The following is a 19,396-nucleotide window of genomic DNA, read 5'->3' as shown; positions in this document are numbered from 1 at the left end:
GTCTTTCTAAGCGTCTTGCATGGCTTCGATTTCATCTTCTTTCGTCTTAGGACGTTTTAAGATGCGCTTGTAGTAGAAGCGTTCTACGAGCATGGAGACCGCGTTGTCGCCGGCTACGTTAGCCGCCGTACCGAAGGAGTCTTGGGTCAGATAGAGGGAAATTAAAATCGTAGCCAAGGGTGAATCCGACGCCACGCCCACCACGGGTAGGAAGGGCAAAGCACTCATTACCGCGCCGCCCGGTGCACCGGGTGCAGCTACCATGGCGATACCTAAAATAGCGATAAATTGAATAATCAATCCGTAGCTATGGGGCATGTCGTACATAAAGAGCAGGGTGTAGACGCAAGCCGTGAGCGTAATCATGGAACCCGGCAAGTGAACCGTCGCCGATAAGGGGATGACGAATTCACGAATTTGACGGGTAACGCCCATTTGGCGGTTACATTCCACGTTTACGGGAATGGTGGCCGCAGAGGATTGGGTACCCACTGCCGTAAGGTATGCGGGAATCATTTTTACGAAGGTCTTCGCCGGATTGCGACCGGTTAAGCCTCCCGCTACGACAAACATCGTAAAGACGTAAAGAATGTGCAGGACGAGAATGCAACCGAAGATGCGAATGAAAATAGATAAAATGGCAAATACACTGCCGGAGTAGGCCATATTGGCGAAGTTTCCGAAAATAAAGAAGGGAAGTAAAGGAATAATAGCTTTTGCCAATACCATATTGATCATTTCGTTAAATTCGTTAATCAGGCCGTAGAAATACTCGCCGCTTTTCTTTGTGCGCATAAGGGAGACGCAAAGGCCGACCATAAAGGCGAGAACGAGGGCGCCCGTTACTTCGATGGCGGGATTTAAGGGGAGCTCGAAGAAGGGCTCCAGGGTTTTTTCAGATGCTTGCTGAATTTTTTGCACCATGTCCGCAGAAATAAAGCGAGGGAAAATGGAATGGGCCATTCCGTAGGAAAGGCTCCCCGCGATGAGAGTGGACGCATAGGCAATGCCTACGGTAACGAGGAGAAGTTTTCCCGCCCCTTCCGATAAATCGGCGATACCTTTGGCGACAAAGGCGATGATCATAAGGGGGATGACGAAGTTTAAAAACTTCCCGAAAATACCGGAGAAGGTGACGGCAATCTTGGTCACCACTTCAGGGCAATATAAACCGACGACAGTACCCAGGATGATCGCTATAATAAGTTTAGGGATCAGACCGAGGGTAAAGGCCTTTTTGTTTGTCATGATAACCTCCTAATAGGGTAAAGTAAAATATCTTGGATCTATTATACCAAATCGATCTAAAAAAGAGAGTCTAATTCCATAAATACATCGTCACTTTATATTCCGGAGGAATTTCTATGAAATATTATGTTCATCATCGCGACCAAAAATATTATTTATCCGGCGAGCATGCCTCGAAGAAAGAGGATTGTCGTTGGATTCATCTGATCAATCCCACGGAAGAGGAGATTCGCTTCTTATCGGGGGAATATAATGTTCCCGAGGCCATTCTCTCCTCCGTCGCCGACCCGAGCGAAGTGGCGAGAAGCGAGGGCCGCTACCGTTCCGAATATGATTTGTTTATTTTGCGCTATCCCGTGGAGGTGGAGGAGGGAGTTTACGAAACCCGACCCATCGCCATGATCAATACCGAGGAATTGATCATCACGGTAAAATACTATAACGATCAAAGCTTTGCCGATTTCTTAAAGGGAAAGGGCCATCGCCTGATCGAAGACGAAAGCTTTCCCAAGGAAAAAATTCTCGTGGATTTAGCCTACCATATTTGTAAATCCTATATCGATCATACGAAGAGCATTAACGCCCGCATTGAACGCTTGGAAAAGGACATCGCCCGCTCCACCAAGAGCGAAACCATTCGCGAAATCATCAGTCTTTCCAGAAGCCTGATCCGCTTCTCCATGGCCACGGAAAACAACGAGCCAGTCCTCCACGCCCTCTTCGACCTGGAGGTTTTGAACAGCTCCCCGGCCCGCAATCAACTGCTCAACGATTTAAAGATCGAAAGCACCCAGGCCCAGGTTATGGTGAAGGAAGCGTCGGTAACGGTAGAAAAACTCTCCGATCTCTATTCGAGCCTCGTGGGAAATAATTTAAACGACGTCATGAAGACCCTCACCTCCATTACCATCCTCCTTACCGTCCCTACCATTATCGGCGGCTTCTGGGGCATGAACACATCCCTTCCCCTTTCCGAAGGTCCCTACGCCTTTTGGTGGCTTTTGGGTTTGACCACGGCGGTTATCGTCCTGATGTATTTTTATTTAAAGAGAAAGGATTATCTCTAGGATTTTTATTATTTAAAAATTATTTTCTATGCGGTACTTTTAAATAGCTCTTTAGTGTGATACATTAAATACAAAGTTCGTTCCGAGATTGGAGGCTCATCGTGAAAAACGATAATAAGTACATTACTTCCATCAGTTTCGGCGTCGCCACCGTTTGGTTTTCTACCCACTGCGGAGCCGGCTTTGCTTCCGGTACGCAAGAACTCCAATTCTTCGCCAACCACGGTTGGTTCGGTGCCTTGATGCCGATCCTTACTTTTATTTTGATCGCCATTACTTACTACGTCGGTTTGGAAACCGCACGTCAAACAGACAAATGGGGCTACGACGCATGGTCTAAAGAAGCCTACGGAAAGTATTCCAAGGTGCTTACTCCCGCAATGGATGTGAGCGTTATTATTACCACCATCGCCGCCTCCGCCGCCACCCTCGCATCGGGAGGTCTTTTAGCCAATCAATACCTGGGCATTCCCGTTCTCCTGGGATCGGTCATTATGCTCGCCATCGTCACCTTACTCGTTATCTTCGGTGAAGAGCTCGTCAGAAAAAATGCTACCATTATGACGATTTTAATCTTAGCTATTATGTCTATCGTAATCGTCGCCGGTCTGATTAAATTCGGCCCCGACATCGCCCGTCTCTTCAAAGAAGGTTATGTGAATCCCAAGGCAACGAAATGGGGCATCTCCACTTCCGATGAAACGGTTCACGGCAATTTTTTCAACTCCCTCTTATGGGCGCTGACCTATGCCGGTTTCCAAATCAGTGCCATCGGCGGCATTACCGCATCCTTTAGAGGCGGCAAGTATAAAGAAGAATCCAAAGGCGCCATGATCATCGGCTGCATCATGAACATCATCATGCTCGTGGGCATTTGCCTCTTGATCTTCTCTCAAATGCCGGATATTTATCTGGATGAAGCTACTCGCGCCCTTCCCACCATCGCCGTGGTCAATCAATTGAACATCTCCGTCTTACAAGTTTTGTATCCCATCCTTCTGTTCCTCGCACTGATCACCACCGCCGTCGGCTTTATCTTCGGCATCGTGACCCGCGTCGAACCTCACGTTATGAAAAACGAAACCAATCACGTCAAAAAGAAAGCCATTATCGCCGTCGTATCCCTGATCGTCTGCTATTTGGTTTCCACTCTCGGCCTGATGTGGATCGTTCAAAATGCGTACAAATACTTGGGCATTTTCAACTGGGCACTTATTATTCTGCCCCTCTGGATCTTAGGATATAAAAACATCCACAAAAGGGATCAACTCGCTCGATAAATTTTACCGAAACAACTTATAGGGACGTGCTTTTATTAACAATATGTTATACTTAGAATGGTCGAAAGACCATTCTTTTTATTGGGAGTTGATCTTATGCAATCGCGAGAAATTCGTTCATTTACCGGCCTTCGCGCCCTGGCCCTTTGGGGTGTGATCTTATACCATCTTTACCCGCATATTATTCGCGGCGGCTACCTCGGCGTAGTCATCTTTTTTGTGCTCTCCGGCTACCTTTTAATGGTGCAACATTTGACAGGCTCAAAAGGCGACCCTCTTCAAAAGTTTAAAAAACAATACATAAAATTAACGCCGCCCTTATTATTCGTGGTGACCATTACCCTCATCTTCGCCGCCCTATTCTTTAGAGAAGATTTCCACGACGTCCTCTACTCCGGCATTGCGGCCGTTCTCGGCGTCAACAACTGGCAGCAGATCTTCAGAGGGCTTTCCTATTTCGATCTCCACGGAAAATTTTTGCCCTTTACCCATTTCTGGGCACTTTCCGCTCAAATTCAGTTTTATCTCATCTGGGCAATTTTGAGGAAATTCTTCGGCGATCATCGCGAAAAATTCGCCCTTTCCCTGGCCGTTACGGGCATTTTGTCCCTCTTCCTTATGACGGGAATGAAGCCCTTTATGGACGATGCCACTCGCATTTATTACGGCACGGACACGCGTTTTTTCTCCTTTGCCGTCGGCGCCCTGGCCGGCATGATGGGCTGCAAGGGGAGCTTTAACAAGCCTCAAAAAAACAAGAGCAATTTGGCGGCCCTTTTAATCGCCGTCATGCTCCTTTGCTTTTTAGTCTTTAAAGAGGGAAGCTTCCTCTACTTCGGCGGCATGCTCCTCTTTACCCTCGCCATGTGCCTTCTTCTCCTCATTACAGCACGGGACGACAATCGCGCGGCCAAAGCGCTGGATAACCCCGTGCTCCGCTATTTCGGCACGAGAAGTTACGAGCTCTATCTCTGGCAATATCCTGTCATGCTCGTGTTCCAACAGCTTTTCTCCCACGCCGCCCTTTCTTATCACCTGGTGGTGCTCTTGCAAATGCCCGTGCTCTTCGCCTTGGGAGAGGGAACCTATCGCCTCTTCGGCACCCCTCGAAAAAAACAGATTACCCGGATCTCCCTCGCCCTCTTCCTCCTCTTGGGAATTATCGGCGGTATCCTCATTCCTACCCCCAAAGAAAATGAAATGGAGCGAGCCCGCCTCGAAGCCCTGGCCGCTCAAAAAAGGGAAGAGGAAAGGCAAAAAGCCGAGGCGAAAAACGCCGAGCTCAGCGAACCCATTCGCGAAATCAACGAAAAATGGCCCGAACTGAAACTCACCGCCAAAGATTTAAAAACACTGGAAAACCGGGACGGCATTATGATCGGCGACAGCATTACGGAAATGACGGCGGTCAATATCGAGAATCTGCTCCCGAACTTCACCGTCAGCGGCAAGAAAAACCGCCAAATGGTCCACGCCAAAGAGCTTCTGGATTCTTACGATTTATCGAGCCTTTCCGCCGATGCCCCCATCGTCATCCAGCTGGGCACTAATTCCGACTTCAATCAAAAAGTTTTAGACGAGCTCCTGGACGATTGCGGTGATCACCCGGTCTTTCTGATGACCACGGCCATTCCCGATCCCTGGGAAGCCAGCGTCAACGACAAGTTTAAAGAAGAGGCGAAAAGTCGCAGCAATGTTCACATTATCGATTGGTACAGCATCGCCAAAGAACACGAAGAGCTCTTTATAAAAGACCACACCCACCCGAAGGGACTGGGCATGGATCTGTTCGCTCAAACCGTGGCTAAGCATATGCTTCCGCCGAAAAAAGAAGTAAAGAAACCGGCGCCGAAACAAGAAGAAAAAAAGCGAGGACTGAAAGCTCTCTTTCAAAAAAAGGGCGAGCCTCGACAAGCCGGTGAAGAGCAGGGTTAAGCCCTGCTTTTTATTTTTAGAAAATTGAAAAAAATCCCTCCACGCCTTGTCCGCAGAAACTCATTTTAGTATAGTAACGGGTAGAACATTCTATGGAATCCATATGCAATAGAGGAGGAATTATATGTTAATGCCAAATTATTACGTATCGAACGACGGCTATCCCGATCTCGCCCGGGTACTCAAAGAAAAAGGCTACGAAAAAGTAGTCTTGATCGGGGGCAAGCGGGCCTTGCACGCCGCAGCGCCCAAGGTGGAACGTGCACTTAAAGACGAGGGTATCGTCATTACCGGGGAAAAAATCTACGGTGTGGAGTGTACGGAGGCGAATATTCAGCGTCTAGCCACAGATGAAGACGTGCTGGATGCCGATGTGCTTCTCGGAATCGGCGGCGGTAAGGCCCTCGACACGACAAAGGTCGTGGCTCTTGAAATCGATAAGCCCGCCATTTCCCTTCCCACCATCTGCTCCAACTGCGCGGCCATGACCGCCATCGCCGTGGTATATAACAAAGACGGCAGCGTCCTCCGCTACGCCTTCCCCCACGCACCCTCGGATATTTTCATCGATCTCTCCATTATCGCCGAAGCGCCGGATGTTTATTTCTGGGCGGGCGTCGGCGACGGCTTGAGCAAGCAACCGGAGGTCCTCTTTGCATCTGAAGGCGAAGACTTAAGTCATATGGCTCGCCTGGGCGTCGGCATTGCCAAGACCTGTCAGGAACCTCTCCTTCGCTACGGAAAGGAAGGGCTCGAGGATGTTAAGAATAATCGCGTAAGCCGTGCCGTGGAAGAAGTGGCCCTTACTATCCTCGTTTCCACAGGTTATGTTTCAAACCTTACCAACCGCGACGACTTTTACTACAATTCCTCCCTGGCCCACGTCTTCTTCGACACCTCCTGCGCCATTCAAAGAGAGGGCGAATACCTTCACGGCGAAGTGGTCTCCTTCGGCGTCCTCGTATTACACGCCTACACCGGCAATGACGAAGAGCTTGAAAAAATCGCCAAATTCAACAAATCCATTGGCCTTCCCGTAACCCTCGCCGACATCGGTCTCGAGGAAAAAGATTTAGACGCCATGATGGACATCGTGCCGGAGACCATCGAATACAAACGCTCCCCGCAAGTTATTTCCATTAAACGCTTAAAAGAAGCGGCATTAAAAGCCGACCGTTTTGGACAAAGTCTCTCATAAATATCTCATGGATCTATAACGGCAACTTTTAAATAGCTTACGGAAGATCCTTTAGGAGATGTGATCAAAAATCAAATCGGTTTTAAAATTAAACTACTTTCATCTCAAAAAGATAATCGTAATTTCGGCTATCTTTTTGAGATCCGATCTTCCGTTTTATTTCAACACAAAAAGCATCCGGACTCTTCCGCAAGGGAGTTCATCGGATGCTTTTTTATTTTCATTATAATATTTTATTGATTTTTTCGTTTTTTCCTTGATACAAACAAACCTGCCACGGAACTTGCCATGAGTGCCATCATACTTCCGATGCCTTCGACACCCGTCTGCGGCGCTTTCGGCGGAGTTTTAGGCACTTCCGGAGGCGTGACCGGTGGGGTTTCCGGCGGAGTCTCGGGCTCTTCCGGCGGAGTTTCCGGTTCCTCAGGTGGCGTTTCCGGCGGTGTCTCCGGTTCTTCCGGTGGCGTTTCCGGAGGTGTTTCAGGTTCTTCCGGCGGTGTTTCCGGAGGAGTCTCGGGCTCTTCCGGCGGCGTTTCCGGAGGAGTTTCAGGCTCTTCCGGTGGTGTTTCCGGTATGCTTTCATTGGTGAGCTCGACATCCATGATGGTCGTCAATGCTAAGTTTCGAGGTACACGGATATAGCCATTTTCTATGACAACTACATTATTTTCATCTGCTTTTAATGGAAGGCCAAGCTTGTAGCCATTCTTAATAAGATCTCCTATGGTCTTGCCTAGTACCGCATTTTCTTCAACATAACTTTCGCCTACACGAATCTTTTCTCCGTCCTCTTTTGCTATTTCCTTGCTGGCTTTCACCAAGTCTTCAAAACTAGGTATCTTCGCTCTATCAAGGCTCTTATCTTTAAATTGATAGATAACATCGGCGATGTTTCCTGCCTTACGATCTTTAAAAACAAAGCGGTAGTTGACATCAGTCTTTTTGTTTTTATAACCGGGAACTTCAAGTTCTTTTACCCTATAGTCATAGAGAGGGTCATCTACATCTAAGACTAGCTTATAGCCGTTTTTCTTATTCAGCTTAACCCTTTGCTCATCCTTTCCATTGGAGAGAACCACGGTGATTTCTTCTGGGACTTCCTTATTTTTATCAAAGTTGAGCCATTCTTTCTTAATAATAATTTCTTTTTTCTCTCTAGTGGCACATGGTCCTACAACGGCAATGTCACGGAAGTCTTCGTTCATAGCTAAGCTATAGGTTACCGAGTGATTTTCTCTAAGTTTATAGGCTTCAGCATAATCAAAGGTTTTTTTGCGCAAATTATCTTCCCAAGGAGAAATATCCTCCCCGATATTTTGCCACTTACCTGTGTAGGTGGTTACATCCACACTCGGTTCGGTATGGAGCCCATGAATGTCAAACATCTCTCGCGTAATATATTCAGGGTGCTCTACATAATAATAATTGGTTTCATAGTAATTTGCTTTTTCTCCATCTGATAGTGCCTTATATTCAGCTTGAGAGATTTCTTTGCCCGTTTCTTTATGGACGATGCGGTCGGCCATATTATTGTGATGCAAAATATCTTCAGAGAATTCATTCCAAAATACTGCCGGTCCACCATCTTCTCTGGGAGCTTTCCAGGCATTCCGAACATCGACAGGGATATAGGGGGTTTTCACAACTTGATCTTCGTCTACATCAAAGGTCACACGTAGGCCCACGACCCCGCTACTACCTCTGGAATTGAAGTTATAGATATCGACTTTAGATAAATTGACTTTGTCTTCAATACCAAGCTTTCCGTAGTTATAACCAAGTTTTGTAATCAAATTCAATGGATTGCCGGCGACATCTTTATAGTCTCCCATATTGCTTTCATGGTAAAGATTGCCGTTTCCGGTCCAGCTATCTAGTGAAAGCTTCATTTTTATTGAATTTGTATATCCATTGAGCAACTGCTCTTTTAACTCTTTCTTATAAGCCGGATCTGTTTTGTCTTTGTCTTTGTATTTCCAGTCTACAAAATTCCTAATTCCCTTAGAATCAGTATATTTTCCATAATCTCCAAATGTCTTATTAAAGTCATATCCTTTGTATTCACTATAGACGTATTTTTCTCTAAATTTTTTCACATCTTCCGGAGAGATAAACTGTGCTTTCTCTTCTTCAGTTAAGAATTTTTTTCCCTCATCCACTTGTTTTTGGATGTTTTTACGTGCATTCTCATACGCTTGCTCAAGCTCCCATTCAGCACCAAATAAACTTTTGCCAAATCTGGTGAAGTTATCGTGGCCGATACTCCTTAAAAATGCCAAGTCCTTCTCATATTGTGTCTTTAATTCCTCAAATCCGCTGATATATTTCCCGGTATTTGGATTCCAGTCAAGGATGCCTAATTTTTCATTTTTATGATAGATAATATTGAGTTCCACGCTCAACAGTATTTGTTCAATATCTCTTTTAGAGAGTTTGCTGGAGACGCCTGCCTCTTTTAAGTTTTTGAAAATATTCTTAAAAACTTCTTGCTCATATTCACTTAAGAAATCCTTATAATCGTCATAATCATATGCTTTGCCTTCTTCAAATAAATATCCAATTTTATGATAAGCGTAAGAGCCTGAATTGTCGTTATTATTTCCGATTAAACTAAATTCTACATTTTTTACAAAGTTTGGCATGACGATATTATAGTCCCCGGCGGTCATGCCATGATCTGATGAATGTAGGCCACGAAGGCTGATTTGATACTCATATTTCCAGGTGCCATCTTTTTGTTTAGCACAACGGATGGGCGTTACATCCACCCCGCCACGTGGGCTATTCGCATTTGCTATACCTTGAATGAATAGGCCCATTCCCGCAGGCCCAAAGTGAACATTATCCGACAATAAGTCTTTAGCGCCATTACCCGGTTCAGATTTTGGATCCCAGAAATCCACCTCCGGTCGAGTGAGGTTTTCATAACGCATGTCGACTTTTTTGTTGTCCTCTTTTCCGGGAACCGGATCGTCTACACCCGGTTTATAAGGATTTGGATCTTTTTTTATAAATCGTTCCGTATTATCAATATAATTATATTCTCTATATACGCTGGCTAAATCTTTGGAGACGAGATTATCTGACTTCTCGAGCTTTACATCTGTAACTTTCATCAGGTTTTCAATAAACCTATCTTCATTAATTCGAGTATTAACTCGGTAATCGCCATATCGGCCATAGCCGTTGGCAATTTGTACACCAATATCAAAAGAAGAGGCTCCATAAGTTCTCATCTTCATTTTAATGGTATTGTTGAAGAGCTTTCCGTCTTCCGATTTAAAAGGATGGATTGATTTTACTAATCCAGACTCAATAAATTCACCATAATTGTATAGGTTTTTACCTGTTTTTAAACCAATCCGGTATTTATCTCCTGTGTATTCACTTGGTGCGCCGCCCAGATTGCCATAGAAACCATTTATATCAAAGGTGCCCGGTTTTATAAGTTCCGGATGATTGTATATAGTGGCCAATAGTTCAGACCTCTTGTCTAAGATCGTCTTATTAATCAGTTGGTTTACCTTCTGATTATCGGTGTTGGCGTCATTAAATCCGGTGTTATCCACTTGCGGTCTACCCGAGGAGTGATCAAATTGATCACCCCTACTATTAAAGTGAAAGGCCGTTGGATCACTGAAATGGAGATTTCCTAAAATTCTTGCACCTAGACCGATATTTGGTGATTTTTCGACTTGGTCCGCATCAATATCAAATTCGACGATAAAGCTCACCGGGCCACCTTGTTGGGGGTTAACCAATCTAAAGTGTCTATAGTGAGTTTCAGGTCTCACTACTTGATAGTTAGAATCATATTGTATCTCATCCTCACCCTCGGCAGGACCAATCAGAGCCTCATCACCATTAAAAATGACCTGGCGATCAAACTCAACCACTTTATTGTCCAATTTTGTTCTATTTCCTAGATCATTGTAGTATGGGATAGAGAAAGTGTTTTCTTCATGTTTGTGGTTTTCATTATTCCATTCGGATTCTTTTTGAGATTCTACTTTCTTTTTATCTGTTTCCAATAACTTTTTAATCGCATTATCATTAGTCTTTACAATACCCAATTCAACATTGACGTCTTTATTTTTATAAGAGTAAGTTCCGTTTGAGTTTTCTATATATTCTTGAATTCCATTTAAAATAAATTTAATATTATTCGCCATTGTCGGGGCATAGACATCGAGTTTTGTGGAAGAATATTTGTCGTTGGATGTGACGGAGTTAAAAGATACCTGATAGCGGTACTTATAAGAGCCGTCCGGATTTTTAGTTGCATAGCCAAGTGGCGATACATTCACATAGCCATTATCTTCAGATTTAGAGACCATGGATTCATCGGATTCAAAATTTAATCCAAAACGGTAAACGTAATCTATAATATCCTTTCGAAGCTCTTCGGACATGGTCGGTTCATGCTCTACAAGGTAGGAGTTAACAAGAGCAGCTTTATAGGCTCTATCTAAGATTTCCTTCTCATGGTTTTTTCCCCACTGGTTCATCAACTCACTTGGGGTCTCTTTCATGATTTCTTTAATTTTTTCTATATCTGCATTTTGGGCTTGTTCGGCTGCGGATTGGTCTTGAAATCCTTCATAGAACTCATAATAAGTCTTGCCATTTTTATCTACAAGTGCTTTAACGTAGGCGCCATTACTCTGATTTGTTTTATATACCTTGGAATTGTATCCTATTTTAGGATATAGAGGATTATCTATATCATCCCATGTGTTTTTAATATCATCCGATGATGCTCCATAAATATTTTTAACCTCCGGAGCATAAAATCCATTTGCAGAGTATTGGTATCCATCGTCTAATTTATAGACTTTATCATCAGTCAGATCGTGTACATAGGCATTTCCATATTTGTCTATATAAGATTTAAAACCCTTGGCTGAATAAATAGATCGTCCATCTTTAAGAGTCACTTTATAAAATTGAGACGTTTCATTCTCTGCTAAGCCCAGGAGATCCATCTTTTTAAGCTTTGGTAGCCATTCTTGAACTTTTACAAAAGAAGAGGCATTTTTTCTATATTTTTCAAATTCTTTTTTAATTTCTTCTTCTGTGAGTTCTTCACCTTTTTTGAACTTATAAGTACCATCATTTTCCGCTTCTATGGAATGATCTTGAAAGTTTTTATTATAGTTAGAATCTTCATATTTGTGATCGATGGAATGAGGATATCGATCATTTTTTAATTTATCCTCTTCTTCCATCTCCTTATCATCTTGCTCTTCAGATTTTTTATTCTCTATTGAACCGGTAGTGTTGGGCGTTTTCTCGCCCTTATCTTTATCTCCCATGAGTTCATCAAAGGTAAGTGCACTACCATCCGCCGGTACATGGTCTTCCCCCACCGTTAATGTAATCTTTTCGCCAGTTGCAGAATCATTCTCTGCCGTGGTGTCTTCCTTTTGAACAGGCTCGGGAGCCGGATTTTCGGATGAGAGTCTAACCTCTAATTTAGGTTCTTCATGAGGCTGAGAAACCATTATATTAGACACCGGACCTTTTAGATCTTGAGCTTCTTGCGCAAAAATCCCTTGCGTAGGACATGCGAGAGCTAAGCCCAAAGCCCCCGGTACCAAGAGATATTTTGCTACATCGTTTTTCATTCTTGTCCAACACCTTTCAACTCTAATTTATATAAGATAAAACAAGTACATTTTACATTAATTTCTCCTTCTTGTAAATCTTTCTGTCTGCTTTGTATTTTTCAGTTTAAATAAACTGACTACTATTGCTTTTCACTAAAAAAGCACCCCTTCGGGTGCCTTTATCAAAATTCGCCATTAAGAGTACGGTAGGAAATCCAACCGTCGCCGATATTACACCAGGTCCTTACGGAATCGGACTGGGTGTCGATAACGTAGACGGACGCCCCTCGGTCCAGTACATAGAGTGTGGGATAGCCTTTCCCCGGGCCCGAGCGCACATTGGCGTGAGCCGCCGTTACCCGCTGAGTGGTGTAGAGGATGCGGCTCGCTTCGGAGGCGCGTTTTTCCGATTTGGCGGCGTTGGCCTTCGCCTTGGAGGCGCTGGCCTCGGCATTGGCGGCCTGTACTTTTTTAGCCGTCTCTTCCGCTTCTTTTTTATCCTTTCCGAGACCCGTCTCTTCTTTCAGGGCCACGAGGCGCCCGTTTTCCGGCGCCACGGCGAGTAGGCCGGATAAAAGTTCCGATGCTTTGTCGAATTCATCGGCTCCGTTTAAAGCGCGTATCTTACCTTCCGCCGCCGTTACCACGGCGCTGATCCCATCTTCCGCCTTTTCCTTCAGTTCATTGTCGTGCTTTTTAACGGCCACATAGCGCTCTAAAGCATCGGCGAGGGCGAGGTCGTTTAAGGCATCGTCCGCCGCTTCTAAAGAGGCTTTGTCTTTTGCCAATTGCTTGGCTGCGGCGGCGTCTTCTTTATCGCTTTCTTTCTGGGTGATGTCGTAAAGCTTGCGATATTCTTCGTAAGCCTTATCGTAGTTTTCATCTTCCATGGCGCTTTCAGCGGCTTTGCGAATCCGGGTGCGCTGGGTGGATTTAAAGGCCACGACACAGAGGGCGATCAAGGCGATGGCGGCCAAGACAGCCACCACGCCGATGATAATCTTCTTTTTGTTTTCTTTCGGCCGGCCCTCGTCGTCGAAGGCTTCTTCTTCGGGAGCAATGTTTTCTCTCGCAATGGAATCGGCAGCCTCCACGGCATCTACCGCCGGCATGGTCTGCGTCTTTTCCTCTTCAGACGGCGCCAAAGGCGTTCCGCAGGATTTACAAAATTTCGCATCGGCTGCATTTTCCATACCGCAATGGGAGCAGTTCATAAGGGCCTCCTTTAAATCTTTTATAAAACCGAAACTATGTAACGGATTTGTGTAAAACGTTTACAGTATAAGATTATAGTATAGTGTTTTGTAAAAAACTTCAATATAAAAGAGCAATAAAAAAACACCCTTGCGGGTGTTTTCATTATTGTTCTGTCTTCATCACTTCCGGCGCCCGTTTATCGGCGAGTTTTAATACGCCGACGGCGAAGAGAATCGCCACGACGACGCCGACCACATAGGCAATGTTCATGGGAAGGCGCAGCCCGATATCGGCACTGGCAATGTAGCTGGAGACGATAAAGGCGTAGAACATGCCCGGAATAAGGGTGATGATATAGGGTTTTTTATGCATGCGCAAATAAACTGTAATGAGGGCTAAGGCGAAGACGGCGACCAATTGATTGGTGAAGCCGAAGTAGCGCCAGAGAACTTGGAAGCCCTCGGCATTGGATTTTGCGAAGAACAAAATCAGAACCGCGGGAATAAAGAGAATCAAGGATAGGATCACGCGGTTTTTCGCCGTGGACTGATCGAAGTTGATTTGTTCCGCTACCATGAGGCGCAGAGAGCGGAAGGCCGTGTCGCCCGATGTAATGGGAAGGACGATAACGCCGGCAACGGCGAAGAGTCCGCCGATCTTACCCATAAATTCACGGGAAATATTACCTACCATCAACGTAGCATTGGTATCCAATGCCACGCCGCGGTTAAAGACGATCATGGCGCCGGCGGCCCATACCATGGCGATAAAGCCTTCGATGAGCATGGAGTTGTAGAAAATGCCCCGGCCTTCAAATTCGGATTTCGTCGTACGGGAAATCAGTGTCGCCTGAGAACCGTGGAAGCCCGATAAAATACCGCATGCGACGGTAATAAAGAAGATGGGAATAAAGCGCTGACCCATGGGATGTTTGGCGATGAGCGCACCCTCCGTAAGGGTGTGCATGTCCGCACCGCCTGTGGTGATCACACCAAAGAAGATACCGATGGCGGATAGAATTAAGATCGCGCCGAAGATCGGATAGACTTTCCCGATGATTTTATCGATGGGGAAAAGAGTGGCAATAATGTAGTACCCCAAAATACCTGCATAGGCAAACCAAATGGCACTGCCGTTGACGTCCATCCCGAGAAGGTCGTTCACGATTAAATCTCCGGGGGTGTAAATAAAGACGACGCCGGTTAAGAGCATTAAGATGCAGATAACCACAATGTAGACGCGGTTTACTTTTTTACCCATGTAGCGATCGATGAGGCGGGGTACTTGATAACCATTGTTTCGAATGGAAATCATGCCGATGAAATAGTCGTGTACCGCCCCTGCGATAACGCAGACGATGGGGATGGTTAAAAAGGCCACCGGTCCGAAGAGAATCCCTTGGATCGGGCCTAAAATGGGGCCCGTTCCCGCAATGTTTAAAAGTTCAATTAACGAATTTCTGCCTTTAGACATTTCCACATAGTCGACGCCGTCCGCCATACGCGTGGCAGGCGTTTTTCGGTCGTCGGGACCGAAGATTTTTTCCACGAAGCGTCCGTAGAAAAAACCGCCGACTGCGAGGATGACCAGGCCGATTAAAAATAATGACATAGTTCCTCCTAATTACTGTTATTTATGACTACTCGATCTATTGTATGTGAAAAACAAATCGATAGCAACCGAAAATCGTAAAGAAAACCATCGTATCAAACACAGGATGGTTTTTTAGCGCTGACGGGCCACCTCGCCGGGGATCCCCACCACCGTAGCGTGAGCCGGCACGGGATCTAAGACTACGGCGCCGGCACCTACTTTCGCATCGTCGCCGACGACAATGGGACCGAGTATGGTGGATCCCGCCCCGAGGAGCGCTCGATCGCCGATGGTAGGGTGGCGCTTGGTCTTGCTCTTTCCCCGGCCGCCTAAGGTGACACCGTGATAAATGGTGACATCGTCGCCGATGACCGCCGTCTCGCCGATCACCACACCCATGCCGTGGTCGATAAAGAGCCTCTCGCCGATTTGAGCCCCCGGATGAATCTCGATGCCGGTTTTTTTGCGGCTTCTATGGGAAAGCCAGCGGGCCAAGGTGGTGTGGCCTTTTAAGTAGAGGCGATGGGCCCGCTCGTGGCTTAAAAGAGCGGGCACCACCGGGTAAAGAAACATAGCCTCGAAGAGGTTTCGACACGCGGGGTCTTTCTGTAAGATGACCTCCGCGATTTTTCTCCGCCTTCTAAACAGCATGTCTATTTAAAAAGATCGGTGGACATATAACGTTCCGCCGCATCGGGTAAAACGGTGACGATGTTGCCTTCATAGCGCTCGGCGAGTTTAAGGGCGGCCGCCACATTGCTCCCTGCGGAAATGCCCACGCTCAAACCTTCTTCCGCGCTTAAACGGCGTGCCATGTCGAGAGCCTCTTCGCCCGTGACGGTCATGACCTCATCGACCACTTCGGGATCGTAGTTTCCGGGAATAAAGTTGGCGCCGATCCCTTGAATTTTGTGGCCACCCGCCTTACCTTCCGTCAGAAGAGGGCTTTCCGCCGGCTCGATGCCTACGACGAAAGTATCTTTATTCTTCGCCTTCAGCGCCCGTCCCACGCCGGTGACCGTGCCGCCGGTGCCGATACCCGCTACAAATACGTCCACGGAATCCAAGGCTTTTAAAATTTCCGGGCCCGTTGTTTCTTCATGCATTTTAGGATTGGAGGGATTGGAGAATTGATCGGGCATGTAATATTCTCCCGTAGCGGCCAGTTCCTTCGCCTTGTCTACCGCTGCCTGCATACCCCCTTCTTCCACCAAGAGAAGCTCTGCGCCGAAGGAACGAATCAACGCCTTGCGCTCGTCGCTCATGGAAGCGGGCATGACGATGGTCACATCATAGCCTAATTGCTTTCCGATCAAAGAAAGAGCGATACCCGTGTTGCCGCTCGTGGGCTCGACGATCTTCATGCCGGGCTTCAATTCGCCGCGATCGATGGCATCTTTTACCATGGCGTAGGCGATGCGGTCTTTAATACTCGCCGCCGGATTGTTCTTTTCAAGCTTGGCGTAAATGCGTCCGTCACCCATTTTAAGTTGTACGAGAGGAGTGTTTCCGATAGTTTCGATTATATTCATGATCATATCCAACCTTTCTACTTCGAATTGCCTAATCATCATAACGCTTATCCTTCAGGCTGTAAACCGTAACGACACTTTTTATACATAATTCAATTACAAAATACGCCATTTTTACAATATGAAGCATAAAAAAAGCGCCGAAGCGCTTTTATTATAATTGGATCTCCCGGCCGATGCCCTTTTCCTTCGCCATTTGGTAAACTTTTTCGCCGACGACAATATCGAAGACGGCGGATCCCGTAGATTTAAAGAGGGTGATCTCATCGTCACTTTCACGGCCCTTCAAATTGCCGAGGACCACTTCGCCGATTTCGTGTTCCACCTTTTCCCGTGAGACGAGCCCGTCTTCCACAGGCTTCATTAAATCTCCCGCCTCGTGCATGACGCCGTCGATAGTATCTAAATACACCTTGTCCGCCCGGGCGACGATTTCAGGTGGCAACTCGACCATCTCGGGAGTGTAGGCGCCGACGCCGTTAATATGGCAACCGGGCTTCACGAGTTCGCCGTCGAAAACGGGAGAGGTAGCCGTAGTGACCGCCGTAATAATATCCGCCTCCGGAATCACCGGCGCGAGATCGGAAATGCCGATAAGTTCCGCGCCGTATGCCTTCATGTCTTCTTTTACCGATTCCACGAAAGCCTCCGCTTTTTCTTGCTTGCGATTGAAAACATAGGCCTTTTTAATGGGGCGCACGGCGAGAACCGATTCCAGTTGGCTCTTGGCTTGGCCACCGGTGCCGATTAAGACGAAAACCTCCGCATCCTCTCTCGCGAGGAGATCGGTAGCCGCGCCGCTCAGCCCGCCGGTGCGCATGCGGGTAAGCTCCGTTCCGTCCATAATTGCCTTTACAAAGCCCGTTTCAGCATCCATCATAACCATGGTCGCCGGTACGGAGGGCATGTCCTTTTCCGCATTCTTCGGGTACACGGCGATGATCTTCACGCCCAAGGCATCTTCCCCTTCGATTAAACCGGGCATAAAAAGCGCCTGACCTTCGGATTTTTTTACATCTAAATTCGTGCGCAGGGGAATATACGTCTTCTTCGACGAATAATAGCCCATGGCGGATTTATCCGCTTCAATAACATCCCTCACCGACATGGATCGGGAAACTTCTTCTGCCGTCAATACTAAAACCTTCACAGGTCACCTCCAAAAATAAACTAATTTATTATAATCAAAAAAAGCCGCAAAACAAAAGCCCCACGTGGAAGCGGGGCCTCTGTTAAATACGGCAAGTTTCTTTATTGATCAATACCGGCACCTTGGCGGCATTTAAAACCCTGTCGGATACAGAGCCCAGAAGGGTTCTGGAAAAACCGCCTAAACCGCGACTGCCCATTACGATTAAATTCACCTCGTTTTCTTCCGCACAGGCGATAATCTCTTCCGATGCGCGCCCTACGCGGTAGCAGGTTTCCACGTCGCCATCGTATTGAATCTGTTCTTTCGCTTTTTCTAAAATATTTTCCCCGCGAACCGCTTGCGCCTTTTTAAAGTCCGTGGTAAGGAAATCGCCGGGATAATGCTCGATAATATTGGTATCAGTTAAAACTGTGAGGATGATAAGTTTCGAATTAAAAGCTTGCGCTAAAAGTTCAGCTTCCTTTAATGCACAATAGGAATCTCTCGATCCGTCAATAGGTACTAAAATTTTATTATACATACTACCCCTCCTTGTATGTAGTATACCACGAATTTAGTAAGATAAAACGATAATTTGAAGAAGAGCCGTTATTTCCCCATGTTTAAATTCTAAGCCCCGGAGTATATATCTTATATAAGATGTAAAACAAAAAGAAAGGAATATAGAATGAACAGAACTGTGAAACGAATCGTGGCAGGCGAACCCGGCGTCGACGGCGCCGGCGTCCACTTAACTCATGTTTTAAGTCGCCACACTATGCACGACAGCGATCCCCTTCTGCTCCTCGATGCCTTCGATGCTACCGATCCTGAGAAATACACGGCGGGCTTTCCCATGCACCCCCACAGAGGAATCGAGACCATTTCCTATGTTTATAAAGGCACCATGGTCCACAGAGACTCCCTCGGAAACGAAGACGCCATTTCAGACGGCGGCGTCCAATGGATGACCTCGGGAAGCGGTATACTCCACGAAGAAAAACTTCCGCCGGTGGAGCGTCTTTTCGGCGTACAGCTTTGGCTCAATATGAAGGCGGAAGACAAAATGGCGGAACCCGCCTACACGCCTATCCGCTCCGAAGAGATTAAAGAAATCCCCTTCGACGGCGGCACACTCCGCCTCCTCGCCGGCCGCTACGAAGACAACAAAGGCTATATTTCAAAATACCAACCCGTAGATTATTACGATGTGCACATTGATCCCGGTAAAAAATTTGAAATGGCAGTAGATGAAGACCGCTCCATTACCCTCTTCACCCTTATCGGCGAAGCGGAAGTGGAGGGAGAGAGAATCGAAAACTTCCGCGCCGCCATCTTAAACTCGGGCGACACCCTTGCCATCGACAACAAGACCGGGGAAGAAATCGCCGTCCTCGTCTTTATATCGGATCCGATTAAAGAACCGATCGCCTGGCGTCCCGGCCCCATCGTCATGAACACGGAAGAAGAACTGGACCGGGCATACGATGAAATAAAAAAAGGCACCTTTATAAAAGATGCCATTCATATGAATAAATAAATTCGAATAATACAAAGACCCCAAGCGTTGGATATAAAATCGAACCCTCGGGGTCTTTTATTGTG

General features: G+C 46.4%; 13 protein-coding genes. 5 read left to right on the top strand and 8 right to left on the bottom strand.

The window, feature by feature from the left end:
• Positions 1-6 precede the first annotated feature (6 nt).
• Positions 7-1,248, bottom strand: a complete 1,242-nt coding sequence (locus PEPTYR26121_RS04480) for a dicarboxylate/amino acid:cation symporter (protein WP_180499666.1) — start codon at positions 1,246-1,248, stop codon at positions 7-9.
• Between the two features lie 116 nt (positions 1,249-1,364).
• Here PEPTYR26121_RS04480 and PEPTYR26121_RS04475 point away from each other — a divergent pair, with 116 nt between their 5' ends.
• From PEPTYR26121_RS04475 to PEPTYR26121_RS04460, 4 genes are all read left to right on the top strand, one after another.
• Positions 1,365-2,315, top strand: coding sequence for a magnesium transporter CorA family protein (locus PEPTYR26121_RS04475; RefSeq protein WP_180499664.1), 951 nt, complete (start codon positions 1,365-1,367; stop codon positions 2,313-2,315).
• 101 nt (positions 2,316-2,416) lie between these two features.
• Positions 2,417-3,595, top strand: a complete 1,179-nt coding sequence (locus tag PEPTYR26121_RS04470) for a YkvI family membrane protein (protein WP_180499662.1) — start codon at positions 2,417-2,419, stop codon at positions 3,593-3,595.
• Between the two features lie 96 nt (positions 3,596-3,691).
• Positions 3,692-5,530 (top strand): acyltransferase family protein, encoded by a 1,839-nt coding sequence (locus PEPTYR26121_RS04465; protein ID WP_180499659.1) that lies wholly within the window; start codon positions 3,692-3,694, stop codon positions 5,528-5,530.
• 124 nt (positions 5,531-5,654) lie between these two features.
• Positions 5,655-6,728, top strand: coding sequence for an iron-containing alcohol dehydrogenase family protein (locus PEPTYR26121_RS04460; RefSeq protein ID WP_180499657.1), 1,074 nt, complete (start codon positions 5,655-5,657; stop codon positions 6,726-6,728).
• A 233-nt stretch (positions 6,729-6,961) separates the two neighbouring features.
• Here the strand turns inward: PEPTYR26121_RS04460 and PEPTYR26121_RS04455 are convergent, their stop codons facing one another.
• From PEPTYR26121_RS04455 to PEPTYR26121_RS04425, 7 genes are all read right to left on the bottom strand, one after another.
• Complete coding sequence (locus PEPTYR26121_RS04455; protein WP_180499655.1) at positions 6,962-12,355, bottom strand: hypothetical protein; 5,394 nt, start codon at positions 12,353-12,355, stop codon at positions 6,962-6,964.
• A gap of 164 nt (positions 12,356-12,519) precedes the next feature.
• Complete coding sequence (locus PEPTYR26121_RS04450) at positions 12,520-13,551, bottom strand: zinc-ribbon domain-containing protein (RefSeq protein ID WP_180499653.1); 1,032 nt, start codon at positions 13,549-13,551, stop codon at positions 12,520-12,522.
• Positions 13,552-13,696: 145 nt separating this feature from the next.
• On the bottom strand, positions 13,697-15,145 hold the full coding sequence (locus PEPTYR26121_RS04445) for a carbon starvation CstA family protein (protein ID WP_180499651.1): 1,449 nt from the start codon (positions 15,143-15,145) through the stop codon (positions 13,697-13,699).
• Positions 15,146-15,259: 114 nt separating this feature from the next.
• Positions 15,260-15,778 carry a serine O-acetyltransferase gene (cysE, locus tag PEPTYR26121_RS04440; protein WP_180499649.1) on the bottom strand — a complete coding sequence of 173 codons (519 nt, stop codon included), beginning with the start codon at positions 15,776-15,778 and terminating at the stop codon, positions 15,260-15,262.
• Positions 15,779-15,780: 2 nt separating this feature from the next.
• Positions 15,781-16,701, bottom strand: a complete 921-nt coding sequence (gene cysK / locus PEPTYR26121_RS04435; protein ID WP_281359983.1) for a cysteine synthase A — start codon at positions 16,699-16,701, stop codon at positions 15,781-15,783.
• 112 nt (positions 16,702-16,813) lie between these two features.
• A complete protein-coding gene (locus tag PEPTYR26121_RS04430) occupies positions 16,814-17,809 on the bottom strand; it encodes an ornithine cyclodeaminase family protein (RefSeq protein ID WP_180499647.1) in 996 nt (331 codons plus the stop codon).
• Between the two features lie 82 nt (positions 17,810-17,891).
• Positions 17,892-18,332, bottom strand: a complete 441-nt coding sequence (locus tag PEPTYR26121_RS04425) for a universal stress protein (protein WP_180499645.1) — start codon at positions 18,330-18,332, stop codon at positions 17,892-17,894.
• 147 nt (positions 18,333-18,479) lie between these two features.
• On the opposite strand from PEPTYR26121_RS04425, the gene PEPTYR26121_RS04420 reads away from it, so the two are divergent.
• The gene (locus PEPTYR26121_RS04420) at positions 18,480-19,331 is read left to right on the top strand and encodes a pirin family protein (RefSeq protein WP_180499642.1); all 852 of its coding nucleotides are present in this window, start codon (positions 18,480-18,482) and stop codon (positions 19,329-19,331) included.
• Positions 19,332-19,396: the final 65 nt, after the last annotated feature.

The organism is Aedoeadaptatus nemausensis (genome assembly GCF_903819165.1).
In the GTDB taxonomy this organism is placed as follows: Bacteria; Bacillota; Clostridia; order Tissierellales; family Peptoniphilaceae; genus Aedoeadaptatus; species Aedoeadaptatus nemausensis.
The sequence above is the reverse complement of the archived record's forward strand: the minus strand, read 5'-3'. Positions and strand labels throughout refer to the sequence as shown.

Excerpts from the sequence above, each read along its gene's own strand:
- PEPTYR26121_RS04480 (WP_180499666.1), bottom strand. The coding sequence starts at position 1,248 with ATGACAAACAAAAAGGCCTTTACCCTCGGTCTGATCCCTAAACTTATT.
- PEPTYR26121_RS04475 (WP_180499664.1), top strand. The coding sequence starts at position 1,365 with ATGAAATATTATGTTCATCATCGCGACCAAAAATATTATTTATCCGGC.
- PEPTYR26121_RS04465 (WP_180499659.1), top strand. The coding sequence starts at position 3,692 with ATGCAATCGCGAGAAATTCGTTCATTTACCGGCCTTCGCGCCCTGGCC.
- PEPTYR26121_RS04460 (WP_180499657.1), top strand. The coding sequence starts at position 5,655 with ATGTTAATGCCAAATTATTACGTATCGAACGACGGCTATCCCGATCTC.
- PEPTYR26121_RS04455 (WP_180499655.1), bottom strand. The coding sequence starts at position 12,355 with ATGAAAAACGATGTAGCAAAATATCTCTTGGTACCGGGGGCTTTGGGC.
- PEPTYR26121_RS04450 (WP_180499653.1), bottom strand. The coding sequence starts at position 13,551 with ATGAACTGCTCCCATTGCGGTATGGAAAATGCAGCCGATGCGAAATTT.
- PEPTYR26121_RS04445 (WP_180499651.1), bottom strand. The coding sequence starts at position 15,145 with ATGTCATTATTTTTAATCGGCCTGGTCATCCTCGCAGTCGGCGGTTTT.
- cysE (WP_180499649.1), bottom strand. The coding sequence starts at position 15,778 with ATGCTGTTTAGAAGGCGGAGAAAAATCGCGGAGGTCATCTTACAGAAA.
- cysK (WP_281359983.1), bottom strand. The coding sequence starts at position 16,701 with ATGATGATTAGGCAATTCGAAGTAGAAAGGTTGGATATGATCATGAAT.
- PEPTYR26121_RS04425 (WP_180499645.1), bottom strand. The coding sequence starts at position 18,332 with ATGTATAATAAAATTTTAGTACCTATTGACGGATCGAGAGATTCCTAT.
- PEPTYR26121_RS04420 (WP_180499642.1), top strand. The coding sequence starts at position 18,480 with ATGAACAGAACTGTGAAACGAATCGTGGCAGGCGAACCCGGCGTCGAC.